10 protein-coding genes are annotated in these 15,908 nt (G+C 62.8%); 1 reads left to right on the top strand and 9 read right to left on the bottom strand.

The genetic code is table 11. From position 1 onward, the window contains the following. Positions 1–45 precede the first annotated feature (45 nt). The gene (locus tag AW06_RS10985; protein ID WP_034949754.1) at positions 46–996 is read left to right on the top strand and encodes a MobA/MobL family protein; all 951 of its coding nucleotides are present in this window, start codon (positions 46–48) and stop codon (positions 994–996) included. Here AW06_RS10985 and AW06_RS10980 read toward each other — a convergent pair. The 9 genes from AW06_RS10980 to AW06_RS10940 all read right to left on the bottom strand — a co-directional run bounded on the left by AW06_RS10980 (position 937) and on the right by AW06_RS10940 (position 15,876). After that, positions 937–2,958: a DEAD/DEAH box helicase gene (locus tag AW06_RS10980; RefSeq protein ID WP_034949751.1), complete on the bottom strand. Its 2,022-nt coding sequence runs from the start codon at positions 2,956–2,958 to the stop codon at positions 937–939. The two genes, AW06_RS10985 and AW06_RS10980, sit on opposite strands and share 60 nt — an antisense overlap. After that, a complete protein-coding gene (brxD, locus tag AW06_RS10975) occupies positions 2,955–4,268 on the bottom strand; it encodes a BREX system ATP-binding protein BrxD (protein ID WP_034949748.1) in 1,314 nt (437 codons plus the stop codon). Before brxD ends, AW06_RS10980 begins: the two co-directional genes overlap by 4 nt. After that, positions 4,265–6,964, bottom strand: a complete 2,700-nt coding sequence (gene pglZ, locus AW06_RS10970) for a BREX-2 system phosphatase PglZ (protein WP_034949746.1) — start codon at positions 6,962–6,964, stop codon at positions 4,265–4,267. Before pglZ ends, brxD begins: the two co-directional genes overlap by 4 nt. Then, positions 6,961–10,659, bottom strand: a complete 3,699-nt coding sequence (locus AW06_RS10965) for a phage resistance protein (protein WP_034949743.1) — start codon at positions 10,657–10,659, stop codon at positions 6,961–6,963. Before AW06_RS10965 ends, pglZ begins: the two co-directional genes overlap by 4 nt. A gap of 143 nt (positions 10,660–10,802) precedes the next feature. Continuing rightward, positions 10,803–11,345 carry a hypothetical protein gene (locus tag AW06_RS10960; protein ID WP_034949741.1) on the bottom strand — a complete coding sequence of 181 codons (543 nt, stop codon included), beginning with the start codon at positions 11,343–11,345 and terminating at the stop codon, positions 10,803–10,805. Continuing rightward, entirely contained in the window at positions 11,342–11,998 is a 657-nt protein-coding gene (locus tag AW06_RS10955) for a type II TA system antitoxin MqsA family protein (protein ID WP_138677271.1), read from the bottom strand. The genes AW06_RS10960 and AW06_RS10955 overlap by 4 nt, the downstream gene beginning before the upstream one ends. A gap of 13 nt (positions 11,999–12,011) precedes the next feature. Continuing rightward, positions 12,012–12,434 (bottom strand): hypothetical protein, encoded by a 423-nt coding sequence (locus AW06_RS10950; RefSeq protein WP_034949740.1) that lies wholly within the window; start codon positions 12,432–12,434, stop codon positions 12,012–12,014. Positions 12,435–12,625: 191 nt separating this feature from the next. Further along, a complete protein-coding gene (locus AW06_RS10945; RefSeq protein ID WP_246148262.1) occupies positions 12,626–14,356 on the bottom strand; it encodes a hypothetical protein in 1,731 nt (576 codons plus the stop codon). A gap of 41 nt (positions 14,357–14,397) precedes the next feature. Further along, complete coding sequence (locus AW06_RS10940) at positions 14,398–15,876, bottom strand: hypothetical protein (RefSeq protein WP_034949738.1); 1,479 nt, start codon at positions 15,874–15,876, stop codon at positions 14,398–14,400. Positions 15,877–15,908: the final 32 nt, after the last annotated feature.

Below are 15,908 nucleotides of genomic sequence, written 5' to 3'. Positions count from 1 at the left end.
AGCGGCGCTCGGGGCCCGGCCCCAAGACCCCAAAGGAGGTGTGCCATGAAAAGAAACGCCACAAAGAAAGCCGAAGGCCTGTTCCACCTGAAGGTCAAGACGCACAGCCGGTGCGGGCGCGGTGCGATCTCCAGCGTCTCGGCGGCGGCGTATCGCGGCGGCACGAGTCTGTATGACCAGCGCTACGGCCGGCGCAGGACTTACTCGCGGAAAATGGAGGTGATCTTCAGCGGGGTCCTGTTGCCCGAGGGTGCGCCGATTGCGTTCCGCGACAGGGAAGTACTTTGGAACGCTTGCGAAGCAGCCGAGGCGCGCATCGACGCGCGCCTGTTCCGCGAACTGATCATCGCGTTGCCGACCCAATTGTCGGTCGAGCAGAACGTGGAACTCGTGACCGGCTACCTCTCGGCGATGTTCGTCGGCGACGGCATGGTTGCGAGCTGGGATTTCCATGATCTTTGGAGCCGGCCGAAGGGCAAGCCGGAGGCGCCCTTGATCCACAACCCGCACATCCACGTCATGTTGACCACGCGAACGGTTGACGACACCGGTTTCCTTGGCAAGCAACGCGCGTGGGACAAGGCCGACCTCGTGCCGATCTGGCGCGCAGCCTGGGCGAGTCACTGCAACCACGCGTTGGCGGCGGCCGGCGTCGAGGTCGAGATCGACCATCGCTCGTTTGCCGAGCGCGGCATCGATGCCGTGCCGACGGTCCATCTGGGACGGCGGACTGCGGGGAATGCGAAGGCGTGGGATCGCAAGCGCAAACACAATCAAATGGCCCGCAGCGCCCGTTCCAGCGATTCCAATTCGTCCAGTTGCGAGCGTCCCGAGATTGAGCGGAATGCGCGGGTGGCGGCGTGCACCAAGCAAGTGGCCCCTAAGGACGATAGTCTCGCTGGTCCCACTTCATCAGCCCGCAGTGGCGATGCACAATTATTTCCGGTTGCCGCTATCGAAGAACCTTGCGATAACTGCGCGGGATACCAGCGCTGATGGCAAACACTCCGTGAACTTGATCGCCTCCTGGAACTCAGCAAGCTCGCCAGCGTTCAGCGCCTCCCCGTCTGGCGGCAAGGTGGAAACAGCCGCAAGTGGGGCCTGCACGCTCAGTGCATCGAATCGAATCCTTGGACCTCCGACCGATGCTTGTCGAGCCAACGTTCGATTCACCTTCGTTCCTGCAAAGGTCCATGTTTCAAGAGGACCTCCGTCCGCTCGGGATGTCAGGAAATGCGTCCCCTGTGAGGCCGGGATTTCATCGGATAGTTTTTCCAATTCCGCCTTCGCGCGTCGCGACAAAGAGATGGTCTCAGATACACCACTTGCCAATACAGTACGAATGCCTTGGCAAATTTCGGCCTCGATGCTTCGCGCAGAACCCATCCAGCGCGCCTTTCCGCCTGAGGTAGCTGGCTCCATCCATACGATTCGCTTAGTCCAATCGACTTCCGTTACCCGCCAGCTTCGGCCAGCCAACAACAAAAGCCGTTCTTTCTCTTCGCCGGTCAACACAGTGGGGTCGATAAATCCAATCTCCGACGCTCCATGTCGGCCGGTCAGCAGTTGTGAGCCAGTGAAAGATGCCAGCAGATCACGGTAGTGACCACGCGAGTAGATGCGTTCTGTCTGGGGACCTACCCGCACCACGCCCTCAGTGCGATCGAGAAATTCCTGGCCCACCAGATGTTCGACTAGCACCTCGATGTCCGCGATCGGCAGCTCGGGGAACCCCCCATGGAGCATATCGACCAGTTCCTTCGTCGTGAGCTCGCCTCGCTCGAGGCTCAGGACCAATGCCTGTTGCGCGACGATGTGCCACGGCTCCGCGGGCGGACGCGCAGCCTCGACCCATGCCTCGGACCACTTTTGCGTCACGCCAAGGGCCATGAGGAAGGCGTTGTCGACCGTCGTCAGGAAGAGGCAGTTACGACGGCCACCTGTCCGGCGACCCGTGCGCCCCATTCGCTGGAGGAACGATGAAACGCTCGATGGCGAATCGATCTGGACAACGCGATCGAGGTCACCAACGTCGATGCCGAGCTCCAGCGTCGACGTAGCGACAATGACGCAGTCCCGCTCCTCGGAGAATGCAGCCTCGGCCTGCCGTCGTTCCGACAAGCTGAGCGAGGCGTGGCTGACGAAAGTTCGGATCGCGTGGGTCCGCAACATGCTGCTCAGCTGCTCCGCGCTGCTGCGGGAATCGCAGAAGACCAAGCGCTTCTCACCACGGTGCAGTCGCGCGATCACGGTGGCGGCGTTTTCAAGCGAGCCGACGTGGTCGATGGTCACGTCGGCGTCCGTACTGACGCTCGCATTTCCGACCACGCATCGGCTTCCTGTGGGCGCCAACCAGGTCAGTAGCTCGCTCGGGTTACTGACCGTTGCCGACAGGCCAATGCGCTGCAGCGGTCGTTCCAAATACCGGTCCAGCCGGTGCAGCACCGATCGCAGGTGCCATCCGCGGTCGTCGCCGGCAAAAGCGTGCAGTTCATCGACGATCACCGCCCGCAGGTTGCCGAACCATCCGGGCCGATCGATCCTTACTGAGATCAACATCGCCTCAACCGACTCGGGCGTCGTGAGCAGGATGTCCGGCGCATCCCTGAGCGCCCGCTTCTTGCGCGACTGCGAGATGTCACCGTGCCAGACTTCTACGTGGCGTCCGACGAGGCCGGCGTAATGCGAGAGTCTGTGCTCAAGGTTGTTCAGCAACGCTTTGATCGGGCAGATATAGAGAACGCTCGTGCCTGGCCAGGCCTCGAAGAGCATCCTCGACAGAATCGGGATCGCCGCCGCTTCCGTCTTGCCGCCGGCGGTCGGCGCCAGTAGCAGGCAATGAGTCCCCGCGTGAATCGGTGCGATCGCCGCCAGCTGGGTCGGACGCAGCGTACTCCAGCCCAACGAATTGACGACGTGGTACTGCAGCGAAGGGTGCAGTCGCTCGAACTCGCTCACGGCAGCTCGATGTCATCCACCGAAGTGGCGCTTGCGGCCGCACGTTCGACCACAGACATCTCGCTCTCGGCCAGCGTCAGGTTGTAGTGCCTGCGCGGATCAAAGTCTTCATGCAGATCGACGCGATCCAAAATGTCGGCGACAAGTTTCTTCAGGAACAACCTCGGCGCCACGCCAATCTTGCCGCCCAGGCCTCCGGCCACCGCGCGGGCCAGCGTGTCGAGATAGCTGTCGTCCACGATACTGCGCAGGCGCTGTTCGTGGGGACGTCCTTCGGCGTAGATCTCTCGGACGCGTCGTCCCACCGCCAGCAGTGCCGTGTGGTCGAAGGGTGCCAGGCGGATCTGGACCGCCCGGGGGTTGTCGAATCGACAGTCGGTCCCAAAGTCGACGTGCAGGCGTTGGGCCAGCGGCGCAAGGCGCTGTACGCCCTGCGGTCCGTCGAAGAACGCAGGTGTTCCCGTGACGACCAGATAGAGGCCGGGATACCGCCCGGCATCGATCTCGTCGATCCATTGTCTGAGCGCGTTCAGGCCCTTCTCGCGGGTGTCGGTGCGCATGCGCTGCAGCGTTTCCACCTCGTCCAGCACCATGACCAGCCCGGAGTAGCCGCTGTCGCGCAGGATGGTGAGTAGCCCCACCAGAAAGTTCGTAGCACCGAAATGATCAAGGTCGCCCTTGATGCCTGCTGCGCGCTTGACGCTGGCCGCCACGTTTGGCTGTCCCGCAAGCCAACTGATGAGACCATCCGCCAACATGCTATCCCCGGTGGCCAAGGCACGTCGGTAGGTGCGCAGCACAGCCGAGAACGCGGGTGCAGTTTTGCTGATCGTGGCAATGCGCGCCTCCATCAGCGCATCGGTGCGCAATAGCAACTCCTCGGCGTCGTTCGGATCGACCGACGTATCGGCCAGAACATCCTGCTCCAGCGCATAGAACCAGCCGTCGACGACACCTCGGAAAGCCCCGCTAGCGGTGTCGGCCGTGCCCAGGTGTTCGACGAGCCGGCGGTACACGGTTTCCAATCGGTGCAGTGGCGTTTCAGTCTCGTTGATTTGGACTTCCGTCGCCGCAAAACCGCGGGTCCGCGCCCGTTCCTGCAGCCAACGTCCGAAAAAGGTCTTTCCGGTGCCGTACTCGCCGCGTACGGCCTTGAATCCGCCGCGCCCTGCAGCGACCGCTACAAGCTCTTCGTCTAGGGTAGGCGCAAACGATTCGATACCTACCGCCAGCGCATCAAGACCGCTGCTCGGTACGGTGCCGCGACGCAGGGCACCGACGATGTCTTCTCGCCGCGCTGCGCTGATCATCGTTGATTCCTCGAGTCGCCTACCCGGAACTGCTGGCGCAACAGCGCGATGTTCAATTCCACCGTTCCAGCGACTTCATCGATAACCAGTACCGGTGCTTGGTCCACATTCAACATTCGCCTTACCGCGCTCAGCATGCCACCGAGGCGGATCTCCGGCAGCGAGAGCCGCTGGGCCAGTGCTGCGCGAGAGAGCTTGCCGCCACGCTCAGCCAATGCGGTCAAAAGCGCGCGCATCTTCTCGTCAGGCAGTGCAACCCGAGCAGCCAGTTGCTTTTGCGACGCGTAGATCGTTCCGCTCAGCATGGCGCTGATCCAGTCGGGCGAGCCCGGCGCCGGTGCGAGCGGCAACTCGGTCTCATCGAAAAGCCGATGCTGACCAACTTGTGCGGTCGGCTTGCGGCCAACCGGTCGAACGGGTTGTGCTTCCACCGACTTGGTTTCTTTCGATTTCGGGATCGGTGGCAGCTCCCACCACTCGGGCTGTGCGGGCGGCGCGGGCGTCCACCCAGGCAAGTTCATGCCTAAGGGCACCATCACGCTCAGCGGAACCGTCACCTCCTGGGGTGACAGGCCACCGTGGTAGCCGTTCTTGCGCCCGCCGTATCGAGTGCTTTCTCCCCAAAGGCACACAACCGTGTTTGAGCCATCGCTTGTGACCACGCGCCCGCCACTTACCGCCACCTCGTGCGGTGCGCGCCCGTCTTTGCCCGGACGCCAGCGATCACTCTCGGCATCGCTGCTCACCTGGGTGGTGCCATCGTCCAGCAAATGTCCATGGTCCGCGGTAATCACGACCACGCGTTTTGCTTCCCGGGCCTCACGCAACAAGGGCAGCAGCAGTCTCAAGTCTTCGAGCGACCAACGTTGATGCAACTGGTCCGGGCCGCTCAGGTGATCGTCGACCGCGTTGTAAACCACACCGATCACACGTTGATGGGGATCCGCGATCGCTACACGAACCTCGGGCGCCAAGTTGGTCGCGTCGGTCAGGTCGCCCTTGTGGAACAATCGGGGCGGCGCTCCAGCGCGGCAGTGCGCCAGCAGCGCCGCATGCGTCGCGAATCCGGTTCGCTCCTGCGCGGCAGTACCGAGCGTGAGCCGTCCACTAAGCAGGCTGGCACGGCTCACCTCGGTTACGGTGGGCAGCGCCGCCACCCCGACCAGGGGCTGCCCGAGATCGCTCGACACCATCTCCGCCCAGCCATGGCTGACGCTGCGCGCGAACAGTTCCCGAAAGATGCTGATGCTCAAGCCATCCATCACCAGCAACAAGGTTGGATGTGTAGCGGCGATCGGCCCTACGACGTGCTCGAGGACGGATTCGACAGGCACCAGGCGTCCGTCAACGGACGGCTTATTCGCGTTCCACTCGATCAACGCCTGGGCGAACGGCTTGGCGAATTTGTTCCGCCGTGCAATCAGCGCCTCACGGCATGCGCCGTAGGCCTGTGAAAGCTCAGGCAATTCGTCGCCGCCGAGCAGACGGAAGCGTGCCCAGTCCACAAACGCACCTTCGTCCGACTGCCAGGTCACCGCGCCATGCAGCGGCGTTGCGGGCTGGGGCACTGTCAACATCCAGCGCGCCAGACGGCGGGCCATTTCAACGCGCTCCGCTCGTGGCGGTTGCGCAGCCATCAACGCGTGCCTGAGCACGCGGTTAGCCTGCCGCTCTACTTCGGACAGGTTGGCCTCAGTGGGCTCAGCAACATGCGCCGCCAGGGCGAGCGCGAAGTCCTGTAGCCGCTGGTCCAACGCAGCGGGGAGCAGATCGCTGAAGTGCGCAAATTCGGCGACACGCAGGTCCCGCAGCAAGGCATCTGCACGGTCGAGCGCCGCGCGAGCAGCCTCCAATCCCGCCGTCCGCACCACCTGCTCCGCTGCACGGGCCCAGGCCCGACCTTCCGGAACGCCGATGTGCTTGTCGCTGACGAATCGTTCGAGGCGGATGGCCGCCTGCCCTAACCCAGCCTGGCCTTCTCCCTCAGGCGCGAAAACCACGCCGCACACCAAGCCCAGCGGCAAGGCGTCAGTCGTGCGACCGGCGTCCACGCAACCCAAGACCAGATCCCCCGCTTTGCCGGCTGTTTCGGCGAGCCAACGCATCGCGTCCGCCCTGGCCGCTGCGGGCAGTAGACCAAGCGTCCCATCGGCTCCGGGCGTCATCGACCAGTGGAGCAGAGCCACGGAATCCGGGCGAGCCACAGGAATCTTGAGAAACCGTTGCAGCACCTCCTGCCATGCCGTCTCCAGCCCAAGAAAACCATTGGCCACGGGCGGATAGGGCCCTTGTGCCGCGCCGTCGATCAGACACTGGGGCATCCACGCGAAGCGCCCCAGTCGTGCATCGGTTTCCTTGGCTTGGAATAACTGGCGGACGATGTCCCAACCCTCGGGCTGGAAAATTCGAGCGCGCGCCAACCGCGCCGCAATGTCCTCGGCGATCTCGTGTGTCGCCAACGGAGTGATGACCACCAACCCGGAGGTTGCCGGATCGTTCCGCTCGGCATCACACAGTGCCTCGCGAATGGCCAGCGACGACTCGCACCACCGCAGCGCAAACTGTCGGCCATGCTGAATCAGAGTCTCGGGCCACGGTTGACGCGATTTCGACCGAATCGCCAAGGCCATAGTCGACGGATCGCTCACCAGCACTCGATCGAGCTGCGCTGCGATCTGAGGGGTCGACAAGCTCATAGTCGGGTGCCCTTGCGCTCCAGTCGCCAGCTGAGGGTCAGCTCGAGATCGCGGTCACTTGCGATGCGCTCCTTCAGATCCTCCAACTCCGCCACGGCAGCGGCGCCGGTCAGGTGCAGCGCCTGCTTCTCTTCCACTACCTCGGGCCCGTTGAAACCTTGCGTCGGAGGCAAAACCGGGGGCAGTGGCGTGGGCGCAGCCCCCCCGCCAGGAGCGACCGGGGCAGGTGCGGGGGGTTGCGGGGGCGCCGCAGCCGCCAGCAACTGCATACCGTCTCGTTCGAGCTCTGCCAGTCGCGACTTGAGCGGGACGACATGCTCGTCGGCGGTCAGCACTTCGGCGAGGCGACTCATGATTCCGGCTGCCGCTTCGCGTCGATGGTCACCGAGATCGCGGACCACGTCGAACAACTGCCAGTTGCCGTTGGTGAGCGTGTCGGCGCACGACTGGGCCTGGCCCAGGGTGCGACTGACCGCCGCCTCCGAGGTATTCAGGGGCGTGGTGGCCAGCGACGTCACGACATCACCTTCTGCGGCCTGCGTGAGCGTGGCCAGCAGCGCCTGCGCCGACTCCGCCGTTTGCTGACGGGCACCGATGCTGCCCGCTGCATAGCGGTTCGACCGGTCACGGACCTGGGCAACCAGCCGGCCCACCGCCTCGCGCTTGCCGCTGGCTGCTTGCTTCACGTCATCGACCAGACGGCCGACATTGGCTGCATTGAGTGTCTGCGCGAGCGTCAGACCAAACAGGCTGGCAGCGCGTTGCAGTGCTGTCTGCCAGTCGGCAGCGTTGGGCAGTGCCTGCTCCTTGAGCTCGAGATCGTCCGAAAGGCTGTCGATGGTAGGTTCGACCGGCCCGCCGCGCAGCGTGAAGCGGCGGTTGGTTGCTGCGGCGTAGGCCAGGATGATGAGGTTCTGCAGCTCGATCGGCAGTCCCATCGGCACCGGAGTGTCGATCCAGCGGCGCAGCTTGGCCACCGTGATCTGCCCGCCGCCTTCGCGCGCGTGGCTCTGTCCGAATCGCGACTGCCAGTGCGGCTCGATCAACAGGTGGGTCTCGCCCATCTGGCCCAGCTGGCAGGGGTTCACCACCGTGCGTACCAGCTTGCGCGTCGAGCTGTCTTGCACCAGCCCGCGCTGGCCAGGCGATTCAATCGCCTTCTGCACCTCCGGCCAGACCTTCTTGATGACGCTGGCCTTGATCTCGGCGTCGAACTCGGGATGCGCCGGGTACTGGTGGGCAAATAGCTGACCTAGCAAGCTCTCGAAGGCGCTGCGAAAGTCGGCGCCGACAGGAGGGCGCGGCGACAGCGTCGGATCCAGCGACTGGAACTGCTGATCTGCCGAGAGTGGGTTGTTCACCGCGTCCCGCGGCTCATTGCTGATCCCGTAGGCCACTTCGAGCTGCGAACGGAGCTTAATCCGCAACTGGTCGAGCTGATTCCTGGCCAATGCCTTGGCCTGCACACGGTCGACGAACGAGAGGTGCGCCGCGTAGTTGTCGAAGCGATCGCCCTGCAGGATGTAGTCGAGCACCACCAGGCGGCCCAAGTCAGCCAGCGCCTTGTTGCTGAGGAACGCGGGCAGCCACACGAGTGTTCGCGTGTCGCCGCCGCGGTATGCCCCGAGGCGCGCCAGATCATCCGCCGGACCGAAATTCGCGTCGTCGAACGGGAAATCAATCACCACGGACCATGCGCCCGAGCGGCCACGCAGGCGGTCATCGGTCATCTCGCGGACGTTCTCGTAAAGCAGCTCGACCTCACGCCGCGTGCCGCGCCAGACGAATTCGTAGGTCGTGAACAACCCGCCGGTGTCTTGAATGCCCAGCTGTTCGAACAGGGTCTCGCGGATCTTCTTGCGCCGATTGCCGGCGTTGTCGTTGGCTTCGGCCGCACGCAGGATGGGCTCAATGTCGACGCCAGTGACCTGGATCGAGATCACCGGGTTTTGGTCCTCGGTGATCTTGATCTCGCCGATCTCGCTGGCCCAGTCGCGGCATTTGCGCAGGACGTCCTGCGCCTCGCGCCCCGGAATGGGCGAGCGGAAGGTGCCATGGTTCAGTGCCGCCAAACGCTGCGAGGTCAGGCCCTTGAGCGACTCCACCTCGGGCACCAGTGCACCGAGCAGCAGTGTCTTGAGCAGCCGCGCGTCGTTGCGCAGGTTCTTGGCCGCTGTCGGGTCTGCCTGGTCGAGCTTGATCGCCTCCCAGGTGACGCTGTGGTGGCGCTCCAGCATGGGCAGCAGTCGCTGGTTGTACAGACGCTTCGCATTGTCGAAGTGCAGGCGCATGCCTTCCGAAAATGGCTCGTCACCGTCAGCGATGGCGTCGTAAAGGTCGCCCACCGGAATCAGTTGCCCGAGTTCGAGGTCCGCCCTACGGTCGACCAGCAACTGAAGCATCAGCTTCAGCGCGGTGCGCTCGCGCTGCAGCGCCGCCGAGACGGCGATCAATGTCTGTACCAGCGCGGGGCTGAACGGATAGACCTTGCGGAACATCTCCCGGTCGGACGTGGTCGTGAGCAGGGTGTCGAGCACGTCCTTGCGCATCCTCATCACGTCGTCGAACGTGGCCTGCAGCGTCTGGCGCGCAGCTTCGTCCACCGGGCGCAGCACGCGCTTTTCGGCGATAGCCGGCAGGTTGCGATCCTCGAGCGTGATACGGTGGAAGCGCGCTTCCCAGTGCTTCAGCACATCGCTGAACTGCAATTGCACCGATCCGGCGAGGTTCTCGCCGACCAGGTCGCGCAAGTCGCGCTGTCGGGCCACGAAACTGATCAGGGGCACGGGCCGATCCGCGTTGGTCGCCTCCACGAGCTTCACCAGCTTCGTGCCCTCGCGGCTGACGAAGCTGACGTCGGCGGCGTGGCTCGCGAGCCAGAGCACCAGCTCGTCCAGGAACAATATGACTGCATCGTAACCGAGGGCCTGGGCATGGCGGCTCATGATGCTTAGACCATCGTCCAGCGAGACGAAGGACTCGCCGCTTCCGGCCAGACTGCGGTATGCCGAGAAGAACTGCGTAATCAGGTCGCCAACGAGGCGTGAGCGCTCTTCGCCATTGGGCGGCTCGAGCATGGCGGCCTCGAAACTTGCCTCGTCCCAGCCACTCTCCAATTCGCCCCAGCCACCACCGCCGTCCCCGTGGCCGCCAGTGCTCTTGTTCAGGTCGGCAAAGAACCTGTCGTCCCCCATGCGTTCGCGAAGTTCGCACGCATCCTTGAACAGGCCTTCCGCCAGGTAAAAGCCAGGAGCTGGCGCTTCCGGGTGTTTCTTGCGCACGAACTCGGCGTACTGTCCAAGGATGGCCGACTCCATGTCGCGGGCCCCGATCATGTGATACGGGACGAGCAGGAACTTGCGGCCATGCGTCCAGCCGTGGCGCGCCACGACATCGGCCAGCTCTGGAGTCGAGCGCGCCTGGGTGTTTCCAGCCAGCAGCAGGTTCAGCACCGCCATGAAGTGGCTCTTGCCGGAGCCGAAGCTGCCGTGCAGGTAGGCGGCCTTGCTATTCCCCGTCTGCACCGCCTGCTGAATGAAACCAAGCGCATTGCTGAAGGCATCGACCAGTTGAGGTGTTACCACGTAGTCGCGCAGTGTCTGCTCCGGTTCCGTGACCCCTTTGGTCAGCTGCAGAACGAAGTCGCCTTGATGCACGCGCTCCGGAATGGAGATCAGATTATTCAGCAGCGTCATCAGCAGACTCCTTCCCTGCATTCCGCCTCTTGGGGCGGAAATATTGTCCGAACAAACATGTCAAGAAACGTGGCTCATTGCTTTCACGCTTACCCGGGACGGGCCCACCCAATTCGAGGGCAACCGTACCAAGTCGGTCGAGCTCACTCCTTGGCAGCCGAGATCTTGGCCTTTCTTCCCTTCAGGGGCTTCGCAACCGGCTCAGCCGCTTCAGAGGATTCAGGCCCCTTCCTAAGATCATGGAAGTTCATGGTCGGCAGCATTACCGGTCCGGCCAGCATGCGAGACGTAAGTGACAGCACCTGCTCGCGTACTGCAGACCACAGCAGCGACGCACCGTTCACCATGGCAAGATCTTCCGGCGGCGCGAGTTGCTCGGCTGCCTTGGGCACGATGACCACGCCGCGTGCGTCGACGTCGATGAGATACGGGCTGTACTTGCCTTGCTGCGCTTCTTCCTTGGGCTGGTTGTCGATCAAGACGCGCAAGGTCACCATATACAAGCGCCCGCGTTCGTGAGCCGGGTCCAGTTCGCCGATGCCGCACTCCGTATTGATCTCCACCCCGTCGAAGACGAAGATCGACGTGAAGGGATTGGGTGGTTCCGGAGGCGCGTGACGCTCGTCGAGTTCGACGGAGACCTTCCGGAACATCATCTGCAGCAACTGGAGCGGCGCGGGCTTCATGATGCGACAGCCTCCAGCTCTTGCGAATCATTACAAGCCGCTTTGGTCCACGTCGTCCAGGACTTCTTGACGTCAACTGCCGTGGCAAGTCGTGCCAAGGCGGATTCGGCCCCGTACATCGACACACGCGCGTGCTCCTTGTGGGTCGCAGGGGCCGGCACCCGCCGAATTGACCGCAGCTTCACTCGCTGACTGTCCTCACAACGTTCCAGCCAAAGCGGCAATTCCACGCCGGCCTTGTCGGCCAGATCCTTCATTACCTCCGGCCGCTCGATCGCCAGCCTCAGCAGCAAGGTGGTGCTCTCGTCTGGGTAGGTCGTCTCGGACTCGTAGCGAGAGAATGCAATCTTGCCCTTGCCGAAGACCGCCGATGCCTGCTGCTGCGTCAAACCATAGCGCTTGCGTAACGCAAGGATCTCTTCGCCCATCAGAAGTCCGTCGTAATTGACCTTCCGCTCGGCCAAAGCGCGCAGGTTGCTCTTGTGCTGCGAAGCGGTCGTTGTCGTTTCACCGCAGGCGTCACATTGCGAGGTCTGCAGCTTCACTTCCACATGCTTGCCATGCGGCTCAAACACCCGGATGCGTTCCGCGGCCACCAGGCAGCCCTTGCGGCACGCCGGGCACACACCCAGACTCCCATGCCGATTCACCATGATCTCCACCTCCTCAGCGAGAGCCGTGACACGAGACCAGCACCAGAGTGAGCCGGCCGTCGTCGGTCACGGAGAACTTCAAATAGACCTCGAGGCCACGCGCATTTCGCACACGCCGTTCGCAGTCAAAACCAAATCGATAGACATCGCAGGGATATAACTCCCCGCCCTTTACCTGACACCACTCGGCGTTCTTGAAGTCCGCCGGGCGCGCACAAGACAACATTTGCAGCACATCGCCGTAGTCCCACGCCGCGTTTTCCAAATCGCGTTCGCAACTGTCGGTGGCGACCCAAACCGAGTCCTCGCCCATTTCGCCGGCGGTAACCATGCCCTGCACGATCGCCAGATCGAACACCGGCCCGCCGGGGATAACCCGGCGTCTAGCGGTCGGCTGCGCCAACGAATCGAAAGGAATGCGCCACAGATCGGGCATTTAGTTTATCACCGTGATAAAAAAAGTGGTCGAATTTTACACAATCAACTGATTGCCCTCTGGCGCACGTCACCCCTGCGCTGGGCGGGGAGGGAGCGGCGGAAGCGTTACGTGATCGCTCGCGCCGTCGCCGTTCGATCAATGCGGTGTCCTTGCCGCGGGAAAGAGCAGCAAAGGCACATTCAAACTGCTTAACCACCGGAAATCTGCAGACGACCGGCAACGTAACTCGTCTGGCTCGTGCCTCCGCCGAAAACTGGTGGCGCTGTCAGAGACTGGGGCATCTTCTCGGCCGCGCCACCAATCGCTACGGCCAATTGCGGGTAGACCTCTCGCAGCTCGTCCGAGACGTCATCCATCCACTCTGGTCGGGGATCGACGGGTTCGCGTTGGATCCGGAAGTCTTTGACCTGGATAGCGCCTTCAGTAAGCCCCTTCACCATCGGCAATTGCGAACTGCCGCCAGTAAGAACAACCCTCAGCCGTACCCCGGGCGCAGACAACCAACGCAGCCACGACGCGTCCAGTGCTTCGAGAGATTTTGTGAAGCCTTCCTCAATCGCTGCGGCAAATCGAGTGACTCGCTCGTCGGCGAGAAATCCCTCGACGGTCAAGTGACCAACGGTTCCGTCGGCTAGCGCGTACTCGACTTGACCGGCCTTGAACAGCGTTTCTTTCAGGCTCCTGATCTTTCGGGTCAGGTCAGCCATGTTCATGCGCCCTGCACTGTCGGCAGTATCGATCGACTCTCTCTGCGCGATAAACACGCGCAGCATTCCGTCGACCTTGTCCCCGGCTTGCATCAGTCCCTGAATTGACGCGGGGACCTGAAACACGCGGACCGTCTCCTCATTCTGTCGTCGCGTCGAAACGAACAGGCCAAAGTCGGTCGTGCCTGCGCCGACGTCGACGACCATGAAGGCGTCGCGCAAATTCTCGATGCTCCCGAACGCACCAGCCGCGACCGCCACCGGTTCGGGCACCCCCTCCTCGATCACGTAATCAGGGCGCGAAGTCAATGCCTTCACTTTTTCGACGGCTGCTTTCAGCTCCGTCACATCGATGCCACCTGACCACCGGCGACTAAACGTGTCTGCCAGGATCTGTGCTTCAGCGATCATCGACCGCATCAAGGCATCTGCCCACTTCGCCTGGTTCTCGTCCGGCCAGCAAGGACGTGCAAATCGGCGCTTCACAAGGCGCTCAATGCGGACGCCGTCGATTTCAAGTTGCCCCAAGGCGATGCCCGCCATGTCGGTCAGGTACGCCAGATAGATCCTGATCAGGTCGCCCTGGGTGAGCTTGACCGAGGTTATGGGGTTCAGCGCGGGCTGAAGGACACAGCTCTCGCCGTCGAGGTTGCCTTCGCGCCGCAAACTCAACCAGTGCTTGATCGAGTCCAGCCGCTCACGACCGGACTCGACGAGTTCCTGGCTCAGCTCGATCGCCTCGAACCCGAAATAGGCCTTTCCGTTGTCACCGATGAACACGGACGATGGCAACGCGTATCCCTGGCGCCCCGCGATCGCTCCCAATGGGAGTTCGAAGTGCTGCTCAGAAGATGTCATCGCAAACGCCTTCGACATCGCGGTTCCGAAGTCGAGGCAAAGCATTACGCCAGGATTGGCCGGGGTTCCGCGGTCCAGAGACGTCAGATCGAGATCGACGTTGGGCAATGAGAATGTCTGAGGAGTTGCAGCCGGAGGTGGTGCCGGCACGTCATCCGGCGGAGCCATGCCGTCCGAACCGGGTCGAGGCGGAGCGATTGTTGGTACCAAGGCGGGACCCGCATCGCCCGACAAGGCCTGCAGCGCCAACTGCAACGCCCGCTTCTCGAGCGAAGACACCACGCCGATCGCGTTGTCGCGTTCGATGCGTTCCAAAAGACTGGCCAGCAGCACTGATGCGGTTTTCTGATCCATGGGTTCCCTGAATGCCTTTCTTGGAATGGATGAAACGCCCGTCACTCGACGAGCCCTTTGGTCACCACATCGCCAATCGAACCGTCTGCCCGCTTGCGGACAACGGCCGGTTGTCGAATCACCATGCGTTGACGCGGTACCGCACCCACGACAGTGAAGTACTTTTGCGACACGTCGATTTCCTCACCGGGAGTCCCGTACAGGTCCAGCCCACGCAACGCAGCAGCCTGCTCGATTTGAACCGCGACAACCTGGACGCGGTCCAGCAGGTTCATGGTCAACGGAGCCAACGCCGGCTCAAAGATTTCAAGGCTGGACTTGAGCGGCTCGCGCAAGCTGTCGCGGAGCGAGCGCACTTCACGGGCGGCCTGGAGCGCAAGGCCTATGCTCTCGTCAGCCCGAGCAGCGACGGTCTCGACCGCAGCCGAGCTTGCCTCGCGAACGACACGCTGGCGGCCGGTTTCCAGCCAGTCTCGAACGCCTTCGGGCAGTTCCGGATGACGTGCCGAAATCTCGCGAGCCAAGGCACGTGCCCGCGCTGGGTTGGTCAATGCCTCAAGCTGCACCAACAGTCCCTGATCACACTGCCCCTGGCGACCTAGAAGCACGAGTGCTTCGGACACATCCGTAATCAGGCGCTCCAAAGGCTTTTTCAGCTCGTCGGGCCAACTGCTGCCGCCGCACAGCTTGCGGCAATACGTTACGACTCGGTAGGTCTCGGGTGCGATCACCACCGACAACCTCGTGCGAACAATGTCGTGAACCGTAAGAAGAGACTCCCGCGACAGATCTGTTTGCACTTTCTCATCCACCGGTCGCCCGACGATCGCCAGCGGACCGGAAACCAGGCGATGCAGGGCATTGCCCAGTTCGTCACCGGCTTCAAGCTCGCTTTCCAGCAGACCTTCGCGGAGGACACTCAAGGTGCGCGTAATGCGCCTCGCCACTGTATCGCTAGGAGCCTCGGTCATTGGGCGAAGGACCTCGAATGAATCGGCCAGGAGATTCATGGCCTGGCTCAAGTTGGCCGAACGTGCCAGCAAGGCCGCGACAGCTTGGGTGCGCGCTTTCTCTCCGGCCTCCTCCTCGGCGACCGAACGCGCCAGATAGGTGGGTAGCCAAGGTACCGCCATCTGGGTGCAGGCGCGGGCCAGATTCAAACGATCATCCGCGTCGCTGAGCATGCGCATTGGCGGAATTTCAGATTCGAACGCCGGAGCCAGTTCCTTGGCGATTTCTTCCGACCATCGCCGTACCACTTGCCCGAGACGGATGCTCTCGGCGATCGCGAGCAATCGCTCGGTTGGGTCGACGCCAGTGCGCGCCTGTCGCAACAAGTGCATGCGACCGGCCGCCACCCGCTCGTCTCCCGCCTGTTTTGGCAAGACCTTGGCGGTTATCAGCGCGGTCAGAGCCGCCTGTCGATCACGCTCGGAAATTTCGGCTGATCCAAAACGGACGAGCGCGTCGGCTGACGACACCGCGGCCGGCCCCAGGTCGGTGGGTGATTGATCGGTCATTGCAGTGCCTGCATTTCGTATGGCCAGATGGA

This window comes from Candidatus Accumulibacter cognatus, from assembly GCF_000584975.1.
Lineage (GTDB): Bacteria > Pseudomonadota > Gammaproteobacteria > Burkholderiales > Rhodocyclaceae > Accumulibacter > Accumulibacter cognatus.
Note: the sequence above shows the minus strand (reverse complement) of the source record. Positions and strands in the feature narration are given on the sequence as shown.